The organism is Pseudomonas sp. ATCC PTA-122608 (genome assembly GCF_001952855.1).
Classification (GTDB): Bacteria; Pseudomonadota; Gammaproteobacteria; order Pseudomonadales; family Pseudomonadaceae; genus Aquipseudomonas.
In genome coordinates this window covers 1-18,087 of record NZ_LPNO01000002.1, presented here as the reverse complement: position 1 = coordinate 18,087, position 18,087 = coordinate 1, and the positions used below count along the sequence as shown (strand labels likewise).

The 18,087-nt window shown below is 61.9% G+C and carries 15 protein-coding genes and 1 pseudogene; 11 read left to right on the top strand and 5 right to left on the bottom strand.

Translation table 11 applies throughout. The features are described 5' to 3' along the window. Positions 1-21 precede the first annotated feature (21 nt). Positions 22-258: a hypothetical protein gene (locus tag AU074_RS02670; RefSeq protein WP_076013376.1), complete on the top strand. Its 237-nt coding sequence runs from the start codon at positions 22-24 to the stop codon at positions 256-258. A gap of 4 nt (positions 259-262) precedes the next feature. On the opposite strand, the gene gspG is transcribed toward AU074_RS02670, so the two are convergent. Continuing rightward, positions 263-691 (bottom strand): type II secretion system major pseudopilin GspG, encoded by a 429-nt coding sequence (gene gspG / locus AU074_RS02665; protein ID WP_076013375.1) that lies wholly within the window; start codon positions 689-691, stop codon positions 263-265. Between the two features lie 176 nt (positions 692-867). Here gspG and AU074_RS02660 point away from each other — a divergent pair, with 176 nt between their 5' ends. Next, positions 868-1,770, top strand: a complete 903-nt coding sequence (locus AU074_RS02660; protein ID WP_076013374.1) for a LysR substrate-binding domain-containing protein — start codon at positions 868-870, stop codon at positions 1,768-1,770. A 1,270-nt stretch (positions 1,771-3,040) separates the two neighbouring features. Here the strand turns inward: AU074_RS02660 and AU074_RS02655 are convergent. The 3 genes from AU074_RS02655 to AU074_RS02645 all read right to left on the bottom strand — a co-directional run bounded on the left by AU074_RS02655 (position 3,041) and on the right by AU074_RS02645 (position 7,341). After that, on the bottom strand, positions 3,041-3,610 hold the full coding sequence (locus tag AU074_RS02655) for a GNAT family N-acetyltransferase (protein WP_076013704.1): 570 nt from the start codon (positions 3,608-3,610) through the stop codon (positions 3,041-3,043). Positions 3,611-3,630: 20 nt separating this feature from the next. Continuing rightward, positions 3,631-5,886 (bottom strand): arginine/lysine/ornithine decarboxylase, encoded by a 2,256-nt coding sequence (locus tag AU074_RS02650; RefSeq protein WP_076013373.1) that lies wholly within the window; start codon positions 5,884-5,886, stop codon positions 3,631-3,633. Between the two features lie 81 nt (positions 5,887-5,967). After that, positions 5,968-7,341, bottom strand: a complete 1,374-nt coding sequence (locus AU074_RS02645) for a PLP-dependent aminotransferase family protein (RefSeq protein ID WP_076013372.1) — start codon at positions 7,339-7,341, stop codon at positions 5,968-5,970. 134 nt (positions 7,342-7,475) lie between these two features. Here AU074_RS02645 and AU074_RS02640 point away from each other — a divergent pair, with 134 nt between their 5' ends. The 5 genes from AU074_RS02640 to AU074_RS02620 all read left to right on the top strand — a co-directional run bounded on the left by AU074_RS02640 (position 7,476) and on the right by AU074_RS02620 (position 13,655). Next, positions 7,476-7,952 carry a carboxymuconolactone decarboxylase family protein gene (locus AU074_RS02640; protein WP_076013371.1) on the top strand — a complete coding sequence of 159 codons (477 nt, stop codon included), beginning with the start codon at positions 7,476-7,478 and terminating at the stop codon, positions 7,950-7,952. Then, positions 7,945-8,385, top strand: a complete 441-nt coding sequence (locus tag AU074_RS02635) for a GNAT family N-acetyltransferase (RefSeq protein WP_076013370.1) — start codon at positions 7,945-7,947, stop codon at positions 8,383-8,385. Before AU074_RS02640 ends, AU074_RS02635 begins: the two co-directional genes overlap by 8 nt. Next, the gene (locus AU074_RS02630; RefSeq protein WP_076013369.1) at positions 8,382-9,005 is read left to right on the top strand and encodes an FMN-dependent NADH-azoreductase; all 624 of its coding nucleotides are present in this window, start codon (positions 8,382-8,384) and stop codon (positions 9,003-9,005) included. The genes AU074_RS02635 and AU074_RS02630 overlap by 4 nt, the downstream gene beginning before the upstream one ends. 59 nt (positions 9,006-9,064) lie before the next feature. Next, positions 9,065-10,213, top strand: a complete 1,149-nt coding sequence (locus AU074_RS02625; protein ID WP_076013368.1) for a MalY/PatB family protein — start codon at positions 9,065-9,067, stop codon at positions 10,211-10,213. Positions 10,214-10,307: 94 nt separating this feature from the next. Continuing rightward, a complete protein-coding gene (locus AU074_RS02620; protein WP_076013367.1) occupies positions 10,308-13,655 on the top strand; it encodes a hypothetical protein in 3,348 nt (1,115 codons plus the stop codon). 148 nt (positions 13,656-13,803) lie between these two features. On the opposite strand, the gene AU074_RS02615 is transcribed toward AU074_RS02620, so the two are convergent. Further along, a complete protein-coding gene (locus AU074_RS02615) occupies positions 13,804-14,019 on the bottom strand; it encodes a molybdopterin-binding protein (protein WP_003217010.1) in 216 nt (71 codons plus the stop codon). A gap of 413 nt (positions 14,020-14,432) precedes the next feature. Here AU074_RS02615 and AU074_RS02610 point away from each other — a divergent pair, with 413 nt between their 5' ends. The 4 genes and pseudogenes from AU074_RS02610 to AU074_RS02595 all read left to right on the top strand — a co-directional run. Then, a complete protein-coding gene (locus tag AU074_RS02610; protein WP_076013366.1) occupies positions 14,433-15,404 on the top strand; it encodes an aliphatic sulfonate ABC transporter substrate-binding protein in 972 nt (323 codons plus the stop codon). Between the two features lie 10 nt (positions 15,405-15,414). After that, positions 15,415-16,248, top strand: a complete 834-nt coding sequence (locus AU074_RS02605) for an ABC transporter permease (RefSeq protein WP_076013365.1) — start codon at positions 15,415-15,417, stop codon at positions 16,246-16,248. A gap of 2 nt (positions 16,249-16,250) precedes the next feature. Beyond that, on the top strand, positions 16,251-16,964 hold the full coding sequence (locus tag AU074_RS02600; RefSeq protein WP_076013364.1) for an ABC transporter ATP-binding protein: 714 nt from the start codon (positions 16,251-16,253) through the stop codon (positions 16,962-16,964). A gap of 927 nt (positions 16,965-17,891) precedes the next feature. Then, positions 17,892-18,087 (top strand): annotated as a pseudogene (locus AU074_RS02595) (IS256 family transposase); the annotation flags it as partial.

Sequence of the window (18,087 nt, the reverse complement as noted above, 5' to 3'; positions counted from 1 at the left end):
ATCTCCAGAGGTTCTAAACAGATGGCAGCAGTACTTGTCGGACAGTTCCATGCCAGAGACGCAGAAGGTCGCGTTTATTCGGTGCATGAGTTCCAGGAATCCAACCCGCCCCTCGACGGCCTGGCTGGATCGGCGCCCACCACCACCTACAAGCTGGCCATTGGCGACCGCGTAGAAAAACTGGATGGCGATGAATTCAGATTGATTCAGTCGGGCACCATCATCACCCGCGAATCCGCAACGACCCACGCTTCATAAGACCTTATTCCCCATAGGCGATATCAACATTATCGCCGACGCCTCCCAGTGTTCGGTCCTTGCCGAACGAGAACAGATCAAAGTTGGTTTTGGCCTGGCTGGGAGGACAGTGGTACTGATAGGCCACGCCCCAGGGGTCTGTCAGCATGTCCTCATCCTTGAGATAGGGCCCCCGCCACTTCCCTTCCCCCGCAGGCTTAACAGTCAACACCGCCAGACCCTCGTCGTCGGTAGGATAACGCCCCACATCCTGATGAAACTGCTCGACCGCCTTGCCCAGTTCTTTCAGTTGGACCTTGGCCGTGGCGATTTCCGACTGAGTCACGTCGCCGAAGATCCGCGGCCCCACCGCAACCGCCAACACGCCGACAATCAGTACCACCACCAGCAGGTCCCACAACGAAAACCCGCGTGTGTCTGTTTTACCGAGCATCGATAAAGCTCCCCCATGGATCCCCTGATTGATACGCCCTTTGTATGACCTGCTGGTTGCAGGCGCCAAGGGACTTGATCGTGCAAGTCTAGTTGGGCCGTTCCCGCGCAGGGTCTTTTTTCCACACCCTGGTCTGAGCCATTGAATCCACGTCGTACTGAACATAGACTCCGGCCATGCGTTTACGTCATATCGAAGTCATTCAAGCGATTTTGCAGACCGGACACCTCGGCACCGCCGCCGAATGGTTGCAACTCCCCGTGGCCGATGTGGACGCGACCCTCAAGGATGCCGAGTTGCAATTGGGTTTCATGCTGTTCGCCAGTGTGCGCGGACGCTTGCAGGCCACCCGGGAAACCCTCGAGCTGCAGGGCGAAATCGCCCGCCTCTATGCCGCCCTTGAGCCGGTGCAACGCCTGGCCAGCAGCCTGAAACACCATCATGCCCCGCCCTTGCGCGCACTGTGCACCCCGCCGCTGGCCAATCAATTGTTGCCCCAGGCGATTGCGGTGCTGCGCCGACGTTTTCAAGATACGCCGTGCAACCTCTCCAGCCACTCCACCCGGGACATCGTCAAAAGCCTGCTGCTGCACGAAGCCGACCTTGGCCTGAGCCTGCACGACCCGGAACATCCGCAGATCCACAGCACGCCACTGGCCCACGGCAAACTGCAATTGCTCGCGCCCCATGGCTGGCTGAAGCCTCGGCAGAAGTACATTGCGCTACAGGAACTGGCCGGGCAGTCGATGATCGGCCTTGAAGGCCAGGACCCGCTGAGCCGCCTGCTGGACAGCAAGCTGCAAGCCCTGCGCCCGCTGCCGGTGGTGCAAACCCGGGTGCAGACGTACCAGATGATGCGCAGCATGGTGGAAGCCGGGGAAGGCCTGGCGATTGTCGACCCGTTCACCGCCACCGGTGCACGGGAAGCCGGGCTCGATGCGTGCCCGTTGTCACCACCGATGGGCGTGACCTTGTATGCCTTGACCCTGAAAGACAGCGAAGCGTCTCCCGCCTTGAATGCGCTGCTGGAGATTGTCACCGAGAAGGCGGAAAGCCTGCTGACCAGTTCGCTTCCCTGAATGTGGGAGCTGTCGAGCCCTGGCGAGGCTGCGAAGGCCGCTGCATCGTCGATAAATAGGTTGCCTGACACACCGCTATCGCGGCCTCGCTGGGGCTCGACGGCTCCCACAGGGGATCGGGGGAAGTCTGGGAGTTGTATGTTTGATCGCAAGCACTCGGGCTGCGCAGATCGAATGTGGGGGCTCTCGAGCTTTAGCGAGGCTGCGAAGGCGGCGGCATGGTCGATAAAGAGGTTGCCTGACACACCGCTATCGCGGCCTCGCTAGGGCTCGACGGCTCCCACAGGGGGCGGGGGAAGTCTGGGGGTTGTGTGTTCAGTCGCAAGTACTTGGGTTGCGCAAATCGAATGTGGGAGCTGTCGAGCCCTGGCGAGGCTGCGAAGGCGGCGGCATAGCCGATAAATAGGTTGCCTGACACACCGCTATCGCGGCCTCGCTGGGGCTCGACGGCTCCCACAGGGGATCGGGGGACGTTTGGTAGTTGTGTGTTTGATCGCAAGCACTCGGGTTGCGCAGATCGAATGTGGGAGCTGTCGAGCTTTAGCGAGGCTGCGAAGGCGGCGGCATAGCCGATAAATAGGTTGCCTGACACACCGCTATCGCGGCCTCGCTGGGGCTCGACGGCTCCCACAGGGGATCGGGCGAAGTCTGGGAGTTGTGTGTTTGATCGCAAGCACTCGGGTTGCGCAGATCGAATGTGGGAGCTGTCGAGCCCTGGCGAGGCTGCGAAGGCGGCGGCACAGTCGATAAAGAGGTTGCCTGACACACCGCTATCGCGGCCTCGCTGGGGCTCGACGGCTCCCACAGGGGATCGGGGGACGTTTGGTAGTTGTGTGTTTGATCGCAAGCACTCGGCTTGCGCAAATCGAATGTGGGAGCTGTCGAGCTTTAGCGAGGCTGCGAAGGCGGCGGCATAGCCGATAAATAGGTTGCCTGACACACCGCTATCGCGGCCTCGCTGGGGCTCGACGGCTCCCACAGGGGGCGGGGGAAGTCTGGGGGTTGTGTGTTCGGTCGCAAGTACTTGGGTTGCGCAAATCGAATGTGGGAGCAGTCGAGCTTTAGCGAGGCTGCGATGGCGGCGGCATGGTCGATAAAGAGGTTGCCTGACACACCGCGATCGCGGCCTCGCTGGGGCTCGACGGCTCCCACAGGGGATCGGGGGGAGTTTGGGGGTTGGGTGTTTGATCGCAAGTACTTGGCTTGCGCAAATCGAATGTAGGAGCTGCCTCGCTAAAGCTCGGCAGCTCCTACAGTTGATCGGTGAAGCTCAGACCGCTTCCAGTTCTGTCCTGAACAACCGATACCAGAAAATCGCCACTTCACGGGTCTGCGGATCAATCCCGCGATAGCGCAGGTGGTCGATTCCGCCCATCACATACCCGCAGCGCTCATACAACCGGCAGGCACCAAGGTTGTTGTTCTGGGTTTCCAGCATCATCCCCGGCAGGTTTTTCTTGCGGCTCCAGAATTGGGCCACGTCCAGCAATGCCTTGGCCACCCCGTGGCGCCGCGCCGGCAATACCACCGCCAGCTCGTCCACATGGGCAAAGCCGTTCCAGTTGGTGCTGACCACGATGTGCCCAACGGGCCGGTCATCCAGGTACGCCATGAACACAGCACTGTCGGCCGCGTCACGGAAGCTGGCGAATTCCTCGGGGTCGATGCCGTAGCATTTGCGGTACGGCACGATACGCTCCACCGCCCACTGATCGACGCGCTTGCCCATTTCCGGCACACCGTAGGCGTTGACCTCAAAGCTGAAGTCGTTACCCCACACGTAGGCGTCAAATCCCTCATCAGCCACACGGACACTGAGACCCGGGTACTTCGGGTTCATTACAGCTTGCATAAACATTCTTAACCCTTGATGCAATCGACGGTGTAACAGCGACCATTGCCGTCATCTTCGTGTTGCAGTCCATGAACATCGGCGACAAAGCCGGGGAAACTACTGTCGAACGTCCTGGCAAACGCCAGGTAATCAATGATCGAGCGAGTCGACTCGGTGAACCGCTCACCCGGCATGATCAACGGAATGCCCGGTGGGTAAGGCACCAGCATGACCGCTGCAACGCGTCCTGGCAAAGCGTCGATGGACACCGCCTCGACTTCGCCCTTGACCAGCAGGTCGTAGGCGTCGGCCGGTTTCATGGCGATTTCCGGCAAGACCGTGTACATCCGCTTCAGGTGCTTGGCCGTGGCATTGCTGCGGTAGCAGCTGTGCAACTGGTCACACAAGTCCTTTAACCCCAGCCCTTGATACCGCACCGGGCCCTGCTGAAACACCGATGGCAAACAGACAGCAAGGCTCACGTTGGCGTCATAACTGCGCTTGAATTCCAGCAATTCGGTGAGCAGGGTACTCCACTTGCCTTTGGTGATGCCCATGGAAAACAGCACGAGGAACGAATACAGCCCGGTCTTTTCCACCACCAGCCCACGCTCCCAGAGGAATTTACTGACCACTGCGGCGGGGATTCCGCACTCGCTCAAGGCGCCGCCGGCGTTCAGGCCGGGCATCACCAGGGTGACCTTTATCGGGTCCAGCAGCACATAGTCTTCGGCGATATCGCCAAAGCCATGCCAGTCGGCCTGGGGTTGCAGCAGCCAGTCCGCCGTCACCACCCGGTCAATGCCCGCCACCAGCGGCGGCTGCCAGATGGAGAACCACCAGTCTTCGGCGGCAATATGCTGGCGCAGGTTGGCCAGGGCGCGACGAAAGCTCAGGGCCTCGTCAAACATCTCTTGCAGCAACGACCGCCCCGCCGGCCCTTCCATCATTGCCGACGCCACATCCAGGGAGGCGATGATGCTGTACTGCGGCGAGGTGGAAATGTGCATCATGAACGCTTCGTTGAAGCGGTCGCGGTCGAGCTTGCGCGCCCCACCATCCTGCACATGGATCATCGACGCCTGGCTGAACGCCGCCAGCAGCTTGTGTGTGGAGTGCGTGGTGAACACCAGCGGGCTGTCGACCGTGCGCGACGTGCCCATGCCATAGCGCCCGGCGAAGAACTCATGAAACGCCGCGTAGGCGTACCAGGCTTCGTCAAAGTGCAGCACCTCGACACTGTTGCCCAGTTGCAGCTTGATCAGCTCGGCGTTGTAGCAAAGGCCGTCGTAGGTGGAATTAGTCACCACTGCCAGCTTGACCTTGGCCGGTCGCCCTCGGGTCAGTGGGCTGGCCTCGATCTTGGCGCGGATCGACTCGGGGCTGAACTCGCTCAGGGGAATCGGCCCGATGATCCCCAGTTCATTGCGCTCCGGGCACAGGTACAGCGGAATGGCGCCGGTCATGATGATCGAATGCAGTACCGACTTGTGGCAGTTGCGGTCCACCAGCACCAGGTCATCCCGGCCGACCATCGAGTGCCAGACAATCTTGTTGGCCGTGGACGTGCCATTGATCACGAAGTAGGTGTGATCCGCGCCGAAGTTGCGCGCCGCCCGGGCCTCGGCTTCGGCCAGCGGGCCGGTGTGGTCCAGCAGCGAGCCCAATTCCGGCACCGACACCGACAAGTCCGAACGCAGGGTATTTTCCCCGAAGAACTGATGAAACGCCTGCCCCACCGGGCTCTTGCGATAGGCCACGCCACCGCCATGGCCGGGGGTGTGCCAGGAATAATTCGAATCCGCCGTGTGCTGCACCAGGGCCTTGAAGAATGGCGGCAACAGGCCATCCAGGTAAGCCCGCGCGGCCCGTGCGACTTGCCGCGCAAGAAACGGCACGGTGTCTTCAAACAGGTAAAGAATGCCCCGCAATTGGTTGAGTTCACTCATGGCGTCGGCCGGGGCGTTTTCCAGGGTGACTTGCTCACCGAGGGCAAAGATCGGCAGGTTCGGCGCCCGCACCCGCGCCAGCCGGATCAGCTCCACCATGTTTTGCATCAGGTGAGTATTTTCCCCGGCACCCTCTGCAGCAATCAGCATGCAGGCCAAGCCGTGATGGGTCGAAGCCACCAGGCGCCCCTCGGCGTAGTCCACCGCCGAAAAGATACTGAAGCCCTCCTGTTCCAGCTCCCGGGCAATGCCCCGGACGCGGTCGCCGGCAACGGTGTCGGCCTTGATGTCGCGGTGTACGATCAGAACCGGGAACTTCAGGTCTTTGTACATGAGCGCTTGGCGTCCTGAGGGCTATGCCTTCAGGGTAGAAGCTCGGAGCGGATGTGGCGAATGAAGATGTTCAACCCGCCTTCATAAAGCCCCCCTGATGACCTCCCGCAACAGCAACGCCGCCTCCACCGCCTGCTGGCGTGTCGCCAGGTTGGTGAAACCCATCAACAGCCCTTGCTGGCGACCCGTTTCGATGCTCCAGCCAGACAGTGCCTGAATCCCCAGCCCCGCGACGGCGGCCTGGGACGCAACCACCTGATCAGAGACCTCCACCCGCAACCGCGCCAGCAAATTGATCCCGCCAGACTGCTCATCGACCTGCAAAAACGCCCCGCAAAGACTGTTCAGCGCATCCACCAGAAAGCCGCGCCGCTGGGTGTAGAGCTGGCGCATTTTTTTCAGGTGCCGGGTGAAATGGCCCTGGTCGAGAAAGTCGGCGGTGGTGGCTTGCAGCAACTCGGCACTGCGATTTTGCAGGACGCGGGCGCTGGCCTCAAATGCCAGCAGCAACGCGTGCGGCACCACCAGATAGCCCAGCCGCAACCCCGGGAACAGCATCTTGCTGAAGCTGCCCGAGTAAATCACCCGGTCCGCCGTGTCCTGGCTTTTGAGCGCCGCCAAGGGCTGGCCCTTGTAACGAAACTCACTGTCGTAGTCGTCTTCCACCACCCAGCCGCCATGGACCTGCGCCCAGTCGAGCAGGCTACGGCGCCGGGTGGCACTGAGGGCGACACCCAGCGGGCTTTGGTGAGCCGGCGTGACAATCGCCAGCCGCGCCTTTGGAGCACGCCGTACGCCCTCCTCGACATCGAGCCCGTCACGGTCGACCGGCACCGGCATTAACTTCACCCCCAAGTGGAGCAACAACTGCCGCGCATGCAAATAGCCCGGGTCTTCGAACCAGCAATGCTGGCCTGCCATCTGCAACGCATCACACACCAGCGCGAGGCACGCCGAGTAACCGGCACACACGAACACCTGCTCCGGCGAGCACGCCACGCCACGGTACAACGCCAGGTATTGAGCAATCGCCACACGCAGCGACCGGGCACCGCGCACGTCACCCATGGCCAGGCTGTTGACGTCGACACGCCGGACCTGCCGGGTGACCAGGCGCGCCCATAACTTGCGCGGAAAGCTATCGAGTGCCGGCAAGCCCAGTTGCAACAGGCGCGGCGCAGAGGTCGGCGCCAAGGTCTGCGATTCGACCGCCAGCGACTTGATTGACCGCTGCGGCAGCGCATCGGCCACCACCGTTCCCGCTTGCCCGCGCGCCAGGAAGAACCCCTCGCTGACCAGCAACTGGTAGGCGGTCTCCACGGTGCCCCGGGCCACCTTCAGCTCCTGGGCCAGGCTGCGCACCGACGGCACCCGTTCGCCAGGACGCAGTTGGCCCTGATCAATGGCCTGGCGAAAGCGCCGGTAAATCTCCTGGTATTTGGGCAGTGACGACATCGTTATCCGGCTCACAGTGAATCAGCGCTGGAGTCTGATCTTGTCCCAACCCGCTTGTCCATTCTTGGCCCTATTGAGCCGGCGACCAGGCCGCCAAACTGACGACATCACTTCACCACAGCAAGGAACACAGCATGCAACACCGTCTCGACTACGCCCAGGCAGCGCCCGCCGGCTACAAGGCACTTGGTTCGGTGCACAGCTACATCCACGGCTGCGGCCTGGAGAAGGAGTTGATTGACCTGGTGTACCTGCGGGTTTCCCAACTCAACGGTTGCGCCTACTGCCTGGACTCCCATTCCCGCGACCTGCTCAAACAGGGCGTGAGCCTGGAAAAGCTGATGCTGCTGGCCGCATGGCGCGAAGCCTTGCCGTTGTTCACCCCGCGTGAATGTGGCGCGTTAGCTTGGGCCGAGTCGGTCACCCAGGTCGCACAAACCGAGGTGCCGGACGAACACTATGCCGAGGCCAAGGCCGTCTTCGATGACAAGGAAATTGCCGACCTGACCCTGGCTATCGCCCTGATGAACGCCCTGAACCGCGTCGCCATCAGCTTTCGCAAAGTCCCTGCCGCCGTAAAAGCGCACATGGAGCACGGCAACCATGAATGACTCTGTTGAGTTTGTGCACATCGAAAGCGACGCCGACTGCCTGGCCTGCTTTGCCGTCATGCAGCAGCTGCGGCCAAAGCTCGAAGACCCGCACGCCTTCGTCCAGCAGATCCAGCGCCAGCGGGAAAACGGCTACCGCCTGCTGGCCGCCCGGGAAAACGGCCAGGTGCTGGGCCTGGCCGGTTACCGCCTGACGGAAAACCTGCTGTATGACCGCTTTATCTACGTCGATGACCTGGTAGTAGACGCTTCCCTGCAACGCCGACGCCTGGGCGAACGGCTGCTGGATCAGGTACGCCAGCACACCCGCCGCCTGGGTTATCGCTACCTGGTGCTGGACACCGGCATGCACATGGCCTTGGCCCAGCGCTTCTATTTCCGCCAGGGCCTGCTGCCGCTGGGGATGCACTTTTCTCAGGATCTGAGCCAATGACCCGCGCCCTGCTGCTGAGTTTCAGCCCCCACGGCAAGGCGGCCCAGACCTTCCGCCTGGCCCGCGCCCTGCTCCGTGAACAGGCGCCCGAGGCCAAAGTGGTCGAGCGCGACTACGGCGGCCAGGCCCTGCCACCGCTGACCCGGGAATACGCCAACGCACTGACCACGCCTGGCGGGCTCAGTGGCGCGGCAACGGCGCTGTCCGAGCAACTGATCGTCGAGCTTGAGGCTTGTGACCTGCTGATTATCTGCACCCCGGTGCACAACTTCACGGTGCCGGCAGCGCTTAAGTGCTGGATCGATCATGTGGTGCGTATCCACCGCAGTTTCACCGTCAGCCCGCAGTTTGAAAAAGTCGCCTTGCTCCAGGACCGGCCAACCTTTGTGCTGGTCAGTTCCGGAAGTTCGCGAAAAAACCGCGAACCCGACTTCCTCACGCCCTACCTGCAGGCGATCCTCGGCACCGTGGGCATCCGCACGGTGGAGTTCGCCTATCTGGGCGCCATGGTCCGTGGCGAAGCCGCCGTGCAACGCAGCCTGGAACAGGCCCAACAGCAGTTGTCCGGGGCTTTTTACCGGCAAGCGGGAGCCCAAGCGGCAATCAGCTCTGGCGCGTAAAATTAATGGCGCTAGAATCAGCGCCATTTCCACGCCCGCCTCCCTGACACGAGCCACCCATGAGCTTTGATTTCGACACGATCCACTCCCGCCTCGGCACCGGCAGCACCAAGTGGAGTCGTTACCCGCAAGACGTCCTGCCGATGTGGATTGCCGACATGGACATCGCCGCGCCACCGGCCGTGCTTCAGGCGTTGCACGAGCGCCTGGGTCAGCAGATCCTCGGCTACAGCGTGGCCTGCGATGGCGTGCGTGAGGCGATCGTCGCCGATTTGTGGGCCAAGTACGCCTGGCGCGTACAGCCGAATGAGCTGCTGTTTTTGCCGGGTGTCGAGCCTGGTTTCAACATGGCGTTGCACGCGTTTGTGCAGCCTGGGCAACCGGTGGTGTTGCAAACCCCCAACTACCGCCCGATTCGCCTGGCCCCTGGCCACTGGAACCTGCCGAAGATCGAAGTGCCGTTTGAGTTGAGCGCCGAGGGCGAGTACCTCACGCCGTTGCCCGCGATGCGTGAGGCACTCAAAGGTGCCGGCGCGCTGCTGTTGAGCAACCCGCACAACCCGATGGGCAAGGTCTTCCCCCGCGAAGAACTGCTGGCGGTGGCCACCGCCTGCCTGGACCAGGGCGCGTTGATCGTCTCCGATGAAATCCACGCCGAGCTGTGTTTTGACGGCCGTCGGCATATCCCAACCGCCAGCCTCAGCCCGGAAATCGCCCAGCGCACCATCACCCTGATGTCGGCGAGCAAGGCGTACAACGTGGCCGGGCTGAAGACCTGCTTTGCGGTGATCCAGAACCCCGAGATCCGCGAGCGCTTCAATAGCGCCCGCTGCGGCATGGTCGACAGTGTCAGCCCGCTGGGCCTGGAAGCCACCCGCGCAGCCTACAGCGACTGCGGCGACTGGCTGCAAGCGCTGGTGGCCTACCTGCAAGCCAACCGCGATTACCTGCTCAATGCCGTGCAAACCCGCCTGCCTGGCGTGGTGATGCATGCGCCCCAAGGCACTTATCTGGCCTGGCTGGATTGCAGCGCCCTGGGCCTGGACGACCCGCAACAGTTCTTCCTCGACCAGGCGAAAGTCGGCCTCAGCGCCGGCCTGGAATTCGGCGATGACAGCCAACAGTTCGTGCGCCTGAACTTCGGCTGCCCGCGGGCCATGCTGGAAGAAGGCATTGCCCGCATGGAACGCAGCCTGCGTCACCGTTAAGGCGCAATTCACAACTTTTCGCAACGACCGCCGAACCCCTGCTGTTACTGTTTTTGCCGATCCGCCCCACCGGTAACAGCAGGAGTTCCATGGCATGACGACCCAGCCGCTCAACCGCTCGCCCGACCCCAAAGCCCTCCCCCTTACACCGCCCAAGTCCGGCGCGGCGTTCCATGTGCTGCTCAAGAACAGCGCCAATAACAAGAAGGTGGAGGCCGGCGACAAAACCGCGCAAGGGCTCGCTGCCAGCAAGGAACAAGGCTATGAACTGGCCGCCAAGGACGCCGCACCACCGGCCAGCCTGGGCGATTACAAGGCCATTGGCCCGGCGGATGAAGTCGGCCCCGGCCTGATCCGTTATGAAACCCAGGACGGCAAGAAAGTCATCGTCAGCGAAAAAGACAGCCCCGAGCTGTTCAAGCAAGTCAGTGCCGACTTCAAGGCACTGTCCGGCGTCAACGCCAGCGAAGCCGCCGGCTACCAGCGCCTGGGCGGCGACGCCACGGCCCCGGAAAAACTCGGCGACTACAAATCCCTCGGCCCACCCGACGAAACCGGCCCCGGCGTGATTCGCTACGAAACCCAGGACGGCAACAAGTTCGTCATCAGCCAGCGAGACAACCCCGAGGCCTTCCAGAAAGCCAAGGAAGCCTATGAAAGCTTCACCGGCCTGGGCAGCAGCGAAGACGCCGGCTACAAGCGCGCCAGCGACAACGAAGTTTGGCCGCCCTACGCCGGCACCACCGTCGGCCCCAAGGATGAAGTCGGCCCCGGCCTGATCCGCTTTGAAAGCAATGGTCAGAAAATGGTCGTGGCCCGCGACGACAACCCCAAGCTGTTCGACTACCTGGCGGGCCTGCATGAGGTCTACACCAACCCCGACAAAAAGGCCGCCGTGGAGTCCGCGCTCAACGACGGCTCGAGCCTGGCAGACGCCAATACCAAGCCGCCGGAACTGAATGACTACAAGGGCTTTGGCTGGATCGAAGGCCAGCAAGGCAACGTGCTGACCTACGAAACCCACGACGGCACCAAGGTCGTCGTATCGGCCGACGTCAGCCCGGAACTGTTCAAGAGCGTGGCCACCGCCCAGGACACCTGGAGCAAGATCCACAGCAGTGAAGACGCCGGCTACAAGCTGGCCGGGCCGAATGACTTCCTGAAAAACACCGACATCACCTTCGGCTCGCCCGATGAGCTGGGGGACGGCCTGATCCGCTATGAAACCAGCGAAGGCAAGGTCATCGTCTCCAAGGAACTCAGCCCGCAGCTCTACGACGAAGTGGTTGCCAAGTGGGAAGCCTGGAGCGCCGGCACCGTCGACGAGACCCGCGCCAAGTACAACCTGCCGAGCAACGACGAGCTCGACGTGCTCAACCTCGACACCGGCGTGCATGCCGACAAGGACGACGACAAATCACCGACCCAGAGCGTCAGTGAGCTGGCCACCACCGAACTGATCGACACCTACCGCGCCGGCGTCAAGGACGGCTCGATTCCCAAGGACGACCCACGGGCCAAACTGGTCCGCGCCCTGGAAGCCCAGGCCGCCTACCAGAACGGCCATGGCATCACCGGCTACGAAGAATCCAAGCGCCCGTTCAACACCACCTGGCGCGAGTTCGATGACAAGCAGACCGAACTCACCTCCGCCGACATGCACGACATCATCGACGGCAAGGCGGTGCAGGAGCAGATCGGGGAGCTGTTCAAAGACCCGACCGTGCAGGCCGACTACAAGGCCAAGATGGACGACGCCATCAGCCACCTGCCCAACAAGGACGAGATCAAACAGAAGCTCCTCGACCTGACCAGCAACCCCGACTACGTGCTCTACCTCAAGGACCTGCAAAAACAGGGCAAGAGCCACGAAGCCCAGCAAGACCTGAGCAACACCCTCACGTCCCTGTCGCTGTTCGACCCGGAAGCCGCCACCAAGGCCGCGCAGAACATCCAGGCCGACGGTCTCACCACCGACCTCAACGAGATCCTCTCAGACCCGAGCAAGATCTCCGACGAGAACAAGGAACTGGCCACCAAGGACCTGTTCGGCCTGCTCAAGGGCGTGCTCAAGGGCAACCTGCTGGACCTGCCGCGCCGCAGCCAGGAAGTGCTGGAGAAATTCCTCAACGAGGGCCTGGAGGGCAAGGAGAAATCCTCGGCCGTGACCAAGGCCCTGGAAGAACTCGGCGACGTCTACAAGAACAGCGGCACCATCAGCGAAGCCGACGTGAAAACCGCCCTGAGCAAACCGTACATCCCGGTGGCCGATCGCGGCATGCTCGGCGAAGTGTTCAACACCCTCAACAGCAAAGGCATCCTCGGCTCGATGGGCGCCGGCGTCAGCCTGTTCTCGGGGATTTACCAACTGGTGGGCAAAGGCGGCAAGCTCGGCGAAACCCCGGCCCAACGCATGACCATCGCCAAGGACTTCCTGAGTTTTGCCGGCGGCGCGAGCCACTTCGTCAAGCTCGGCGACAAGATCGGCGAAGCCCTGGGCAAGGGCGGCCTGGTGGACTTCCTCGGCCTGGACAAGACCCTGCCGGAAATCTGGGGCAAGGAAGGTGCGGCCGGTAAAGTCATCGACTTCAGCAAGCCCACCGAGATCGACTCAAAGATCAGCAAGGAGATCGCCGCCGCGCTGGACGCGGTTCCCGACAGCCAGTACGACGGCGTCGCCAAGCTGTTTGGCGAGGGCGACAAGGCGGTGACGGAAGCCACCGAAGGCCTCGCCACCCACCTGGATGACGGCCTCAAGGCAGCCGGCGCGGCCAAGCTTGGCGCCTCCCAATCGGCGAAGATCGCCGGTTCCGTGATCAAGGTGCTGGGCCCGGCGACGGATATCGCCGGTGGTTTTGCCGACATTGTGCTCGGCGCCCTGGCGATCAAAAGCGGCGTAGACAGCAAAGACCCCCTGGCTCAGGCCGCAGGTGGCTTGCAGGTGGCGGGCGGTGCGTTCGGCGCGTCGGCGGGTGTATTGGGTGCGGCGGCGCTGTTTGGCGCAGGCACGGCGGCGGCGCTGACCGGGCCGCTGTTCCTGGTGGGCGTGGTGTTGGCGGTGGTGGGCGGAATCATCGGCTACTTCGTCGACCACAACAAAAAACAGAAGGCCTCCGAGAAGGAAAACGACTGGTACCGCGACCTGGCCGGCGACGGTTTGTTGCAGGACAACTGGGCGGACAAAGTCGAATACGCCCACTACGAAATCCACCATTACCACGGCCGCGACACGCCGACCGATGACAGCCTGTTCCGCTTCCAGCAATCGGAGTGGGAGCATTTCGACTCGACACCCCAAAGTGGCGGCTCGTCGAGCAACCGGCTGGATGGGGATTTGCACAAGGACTACAAGGACCCGAGTGAAACGCCCAAGGCACTGCCGGATGCTTCGGATGAAAAGCCGGGGTCGCGTCCATCAGGAGGCGGCCCTCGGCTCAACTAACCTTCCAACGGCTGTATGCAAAACAAAATGTGGGAGCGGGCTTGCTCGCGAATGCGGTGGATCAGTCACTGTAAATGTCGACTGTCACACCGCTTTCGCGAGCAAGCCCGCTCCCACATTTGGATTGGGTTCACAACTGGACTCAGGTTTACAACTTGGCGATGGAGACTTCAGTCGACTTCACAAAGGCAATCACTTCACTGCCCACTTTCAATTCCAGGTCACGCACCGAGCGGGTGGTAATCACCGACGTCACGATCCCCGACGCGGTTTGCACGTCGATCTCGGACACCACTTCGCCGATCAGGATTTCCTTGATCACGCCTTTGAACTGGTTGCGCACGTTGATCGCTTTAATGGTCATGTCGGCTTTCCTTTGGTCTGTTGGGTCAATCCGCACGAATGCGCAGGCACTCAAAGTGCCCTATTCGTGAAACCAACAAAAGGAATATATAACTCTTTATTTATTCCATAAAAACATATGCAAGCTGTTGCGCAGCCAACAGTGATTCAACAAAGTGCCCGCCTCCCCACTCCCAACCACTCCCCCACGTACCAGCTGTCGAGCCTAAGCGAGGCTGCGTCAGCGGTCTGTCTGATACATCGCGAACGCAGCCTCGCTTGGGCTAGACGGCTGCTACGTGGGGTGTTGCCCGGCACCACGAAAGACGCTGGCACAGAGACTGCATATTCCTATAACGCATGATGGAACATGCCATATGAATTTTCTGAATATAAGAAAAGCCTTCTCTTTCCCGCCTTGTCCGGAGCTGTTCCATGAAACCCTTCGTCAACACCCTGCTGGGCGCCTGCGCCCTCGCCTTCAGCCTGCAACCCCAGGCCCATGCGGCGGAAACCGAGCCCGCGCAAGTCAATCTGGACTACGCCTATTACTCACCGGTAAGCCTGGTGCTCAAGCACTTCGGCTGGCTCGAAGAAGCACTGCCAAACACCAAGGTCGGCTGGGTGTTGAGCCAGGGCAGCAACCGCTCGCTGGAATACCTTAACAGCGGCGGCGTCGACTTCGCCTCGTCCGCCAGCCTGTCGGCGGTATTGAGCCGGGCCAATGGCAGCCCGATCAAGTCGGTGTACGTCTACAGCCGCGCCGAGTGGACCGCACTGGTGGTACGCAAGGATTCGACCTTCAAGAGCGTCAGCGACCTCAAGGGCAAGAAAATCGCCGCTACCAAGGGCACCGACCCGTACCTGTTCACCCTGCGCAGCCTGCAAAAAGCCGGCCTGAGCAAGGACGACGTGGAGTTGGTGCACCTGCAACACCCGGACGGCCGTACCGCCCTTGAGAAAGGTGATGTGGATGCCTGGGCCGGTCTCGACCCGCACATGGCCGCCAGCGAAATCCAGGCCGGTTCGCGCCTGCTGTACCGCAACAAGGACTTCAACAGCTACGGCGTGGTCAGCGTGACCGATAAGTACGCCAAGGAGCATCCACAGACCATCGCCAAAGTACTTGGCGCCTATGAAAAAGCCCGCAACTGGGCGGTCAAGCACCCTGACGAATTCGCCAAGCTGCTGGCTGACGAGTCCGGCCTGCCGCTGGACGTGGCCAAGCTGCAACTGTCGCGCACCGACCTGAGCAGCCCGTTGCTGACCGCGCAGGACGTGGTGTCGTCCAAGGCCGCCGCGCCGATCCTGGTGTCGGAAGAACTGGTGCGCCGTGGGGTGAATGTGGATCAGGTGATCGACCAACTGATCGACCCAAGCTTCGGCCAGGCTTTGCCTCGTCCATAAGGGGAGCGTCATGAGCAGCAAAAGCGAAACCCTGCCCGTCGCACTGGCGCCCGGCATCACCGTGCAACGCAGCACCTGGCCACGGCGGCTCAAGGGCCTGGCGTTGCCGGTGCTGATCCTGGTGATCCTCGAGGTGGTGGTGCGCATTGGCTGGCTGCCGTCCTACCAGATGCCGGCCCCCAGCGAGATCGCCGTGACCCTCACCGACCTCGCCGAAGGCGCGCTGTGGAAACACATCAGCGCCAGCCTGTTGCGGGTGCTGCTGGGGTTCGCCATTGGTGCCAGCCTGGCGTTGGTGTTTGCCGCCTGGGTCGGCTTGAGCCGCGAGGCCGAGGCGTATCTGGAACCGACCTTCGCCGGCCTGCGCTCGATTCCGAGCCTGGCTTGGGTGCCGCTGTTGCTGCTGTGGCTGGGCATTGATGAGACCTCGAAGATCGTGTTGATTGCCATCGGCGCGTTCTTCCCGGTGTACCTCAATGGCGTTGCGGCGATACGCGATATCGACCGCAAGCTGGTGGAAGTCGGGCAGATGTATGGCTTCAGCCGTACGCGCCTGGTGCGTCGCATCCTCTTGCCCGCCGCCCTGCCCGGTTTGTTCACCGGCCTGCGCAGCGGCTTGAGCCTGGCGTGGATGTTCCTGGTAGCGGCCGAGTTGATCGCCGCCACCAAGGGCCTGGGTTACCTGCTTAGCGATGGTCGGGAAACCTCACGGCCTGACATCGTGCTGGCGGCGATCATCGTGCTGGCCTTGCTGGGCAAGATCAGTGACGGCCTGTTGGCTGCCCTGGAAAAACGCTGCCTGGCCTGGCGCGACACCTTCAACGGCCAAGGCCCGGAGCATTGAACATGAGTGAAGCGCTATTGGATATTCGCGTCGAGCGTAAGAACTTCGGCGCGACCACCGTACTGACCAACGTCCACTTGGCCCTGCAACCCCGGGAAGCGGTGAGCTTGCTGGGGCCCAGCGGCTGTGGCAAGAGCACGTTGCTGCGGATCGTCGCCGGGCTGGAAAAGGACTATCAGGGGGAACTGCTGCAAGGCGGTGGTGAGGTTGCATTCGTCTTCCAGGAGCCGCGCTTGATGCCCTGGCTGACGGTGGAGCAAAACATCGGCTTCAGCGATGACGATGGCTATGACAAGGCCTGGGTCGCTCAGTTGATTGATGAGGTGGGGCTTACGGGGTTTGGCCGGGCGTTGCCCAAGGCGTTGTCGGGCGGGATGGCGCAGCGGGTGGCGATCGCTCGCGGGTTGTATTCAAGGCCGCAGGTGTTGTTGCTGGACGAGCCGTTCAGCGCGGTGGATGCGTTTACCCGCATGAAGCTGCAGGATTTGCTGCTGCAATTGGCTGAGCATCATGGGATCGCCCTGCTGCTGGTGACTCACGATGTGGACGAGGCGTTGTACCTGAGTGACCGGGTATTGGTGATGGATAACCGGCCGAGCCGTATTCGCCAGGAGCTGGCGGTGGAGCTGGTGCATCCGCGGGATCGGCGGGATCCGCTGTTGGCACGGCTCAAGGCACTGGCGCTGACTGAGTTGCAGCGGGCGCATGTGATCTGACCAATGCACTGATCCGCTGGATTTGTGTTGGGGCTAAGTCAGGCTGGGGAGGCATATCCGTTGTTTGGGTGATGGCTGATATCGGTTCCGCTCTTACAGCGGCTCACTTTTGAACAGCGCAAAAGTAAGCAAAACGCTCTTGCCCCACCACTCGGCACCTCGCCTAGGCTCGGTGTGCCCTCAGCTCCGGCAGCACGAAGCGGGCCGCCGCGACGGGGCGTCCCTGCCCCGTCGCGGCTAAACCGGCGTCCTGCCGGTTTACCCGCTCCGTACTGCCTACGTTCGGCCAGCGTGGTTTAACGGGGCGCCTAAGATCAAGATCAACAGCAGATCAAGGGCACAGCGGCCTACCGGCCGGCTTGAGTGTGGTGAAGCAACAGCAGGAGCAACAGCGAAATCAAGAGCGGGTACAGTCCAAATGTGGGAGCGGGCTTGCTCGCGAAGGTCGTTAACGATGACGCTGGCATCCTGACTCAACGCGGCGCCCTCAGGTTTTTCGCGAGCAAGCCCGCTCCCACAGAAAAGCAGCCCTGCTTTCGCTCTGGATCTTGCCTCTGCTTCTAACACTCAAGCCGGCCTGTAGGCCGCTGTGCCCTTGATCTGCTGTTGATCTTGATCTTAGGCGCCCCGTTAACCACGATGGCCGCAAGTAGGCACGGTGGAGCGGGTAAATCGGCAGGGATGCCGATTTACCCGCGCCGGGCCATGGATGGCCCGTCGCGGCGGCCCGCGGAGCCGAGCCGGAGTGCGGGCATGCCGAGCCTAGGCGAGGCACCGAGTGGTGGGGCAAAGACCTTTTGGTTACTTTTGGCTGGGCCGGCATTCCGGGCGTTTGCCAAAAGTGACCCGCTGTAAGAGCGGAACCATAAGCAGCGGGGCTGTCATAAATTTTGTGTTCGGGCATAACATGTTGATAGAGGTGCATGTATGCCGACCAAAAAGAAACCGGCCCGTGAGGCCCCGCGAGACCTTCCATCCATTCCAAAAGAGCTGATCGACCAGTTCGTCAGCGGCCCGATGAGTGCCGAGGCTATTCAGGATGCCTCGATGGCGTTCAAAAAGGCGCTGATCGAGCGAGCTCTTGGTGCCGAGTTGGGCCACCACCTTGGCTATCCTCAGGGCG

Excerpts from the sequence above, each read along its gene's own strand:
- AU074_RS02670 (WP_076013376.1), top strand. The coding sequence starts at position 22 with ATGGCAGCAGTACTTGTCGGACAGTTCCATGCCAGAGACGCAGAAGGT.
- gspG (WP_076013375.1), bottom strand. The coding sequence starts at position 691 with ATGCTCGGTAAAACAGACACACGCGGGTTTTCGTTGTGGGACCTGCTG.
- AU074_RS02660 (WP_076013374.1), top strand. The coding sequence starts at position 868 with ATGCGTTTACGTCATATCGAAGTCATTCAAGCGATTTTGCAGACCGGA.
- AU074_RS02655 (WP_076013704.1), bottom strand. The coding sequence starts at position 3,610 with ATGAACCCGAAGTACCCGGGTCTCAGTGTCCGTGTGGCTGATGAGGGA.
- AU074_RS02650 (WP_076013373.1), bottom strand. The coding sequence starts at position 5,886 with ATGTACAAAGACCTGAAGTTCCCGGTTCTGATCGTACACCGCGACATC.
- AU074_RS02645 (WP_076013372.1), bottom strand. The coding sequence starts at position 7,341 with ATGTCGTCACTGCCCAAATACCAGGAGATTTACCGGCGCTTTCGCCAG.
- AU074_RS02640 (WP_076013371.1), top strand. The coding sequence starts at position 7,476 with ATGCAACACCGTCTCGACTACGCCCAGGCAGCGCCCGCCGGCTACAAG.
- AU074_RS02635 (WP_076013370.1), top strand. The coding sequence starts at position 7,945 with ATGAATGACTCTGTTGAGTTTGTGCACATCGAAAGCGACGCCGACTGC.
- AU074_RS02630 (WP_076013369.1), top strand. The coding sequence starts at position 8,382 with ATGACCCGCGCCCTGCTGCTGAGTTTCAGCCCCCACGGCAAGGCGGCC.
- AU074_RS02625 (WP_076013368.1), top strand. The coding sequence starts at position 9,065 with ATGAGCTTTGATTTCGACACGATCCACTCCCGCCTCGGCACCGGCAGC.
- AU074_RS02620 (WP_076013367.1), top strand. The coding sequence starts at position 10,308 with ATGACGACCCAGCCGCTCAACCGCTCGCCCGACCCCAAAGCCCTCCCC.
- AU074_RS02615 (WP_003217010.1), bottom strand. The coding sequence starts at position 14,019 with ATGACCATTAAAGCGATCAACGTGCGCAACCAGTTCAAAGGCGTGATC.
- AU074_RS02610 (WP_076013366.1), top strand. The coding sequence starts at position 14,433 with ATGAAACCCTTCGTCAACACCCTGCTGGGCGCCTGCGCCCTCGCCTTC.
- AU074_RS02605 (WP_076013365.1), top strand. The coding sequence starts at position 15,415 with ATGAGCAGCAAAAGCGAAACCCTGCCCGTCGCACTGGCGCCCGGCATC.
- AU074_RS02600 (WP_076013364.1), top strand. The coding sequence starts at position 16,251 with ATGAGTGAAGCGCTATTGGATATTCGCGTCGAGCGTAAGAACTTCGGC.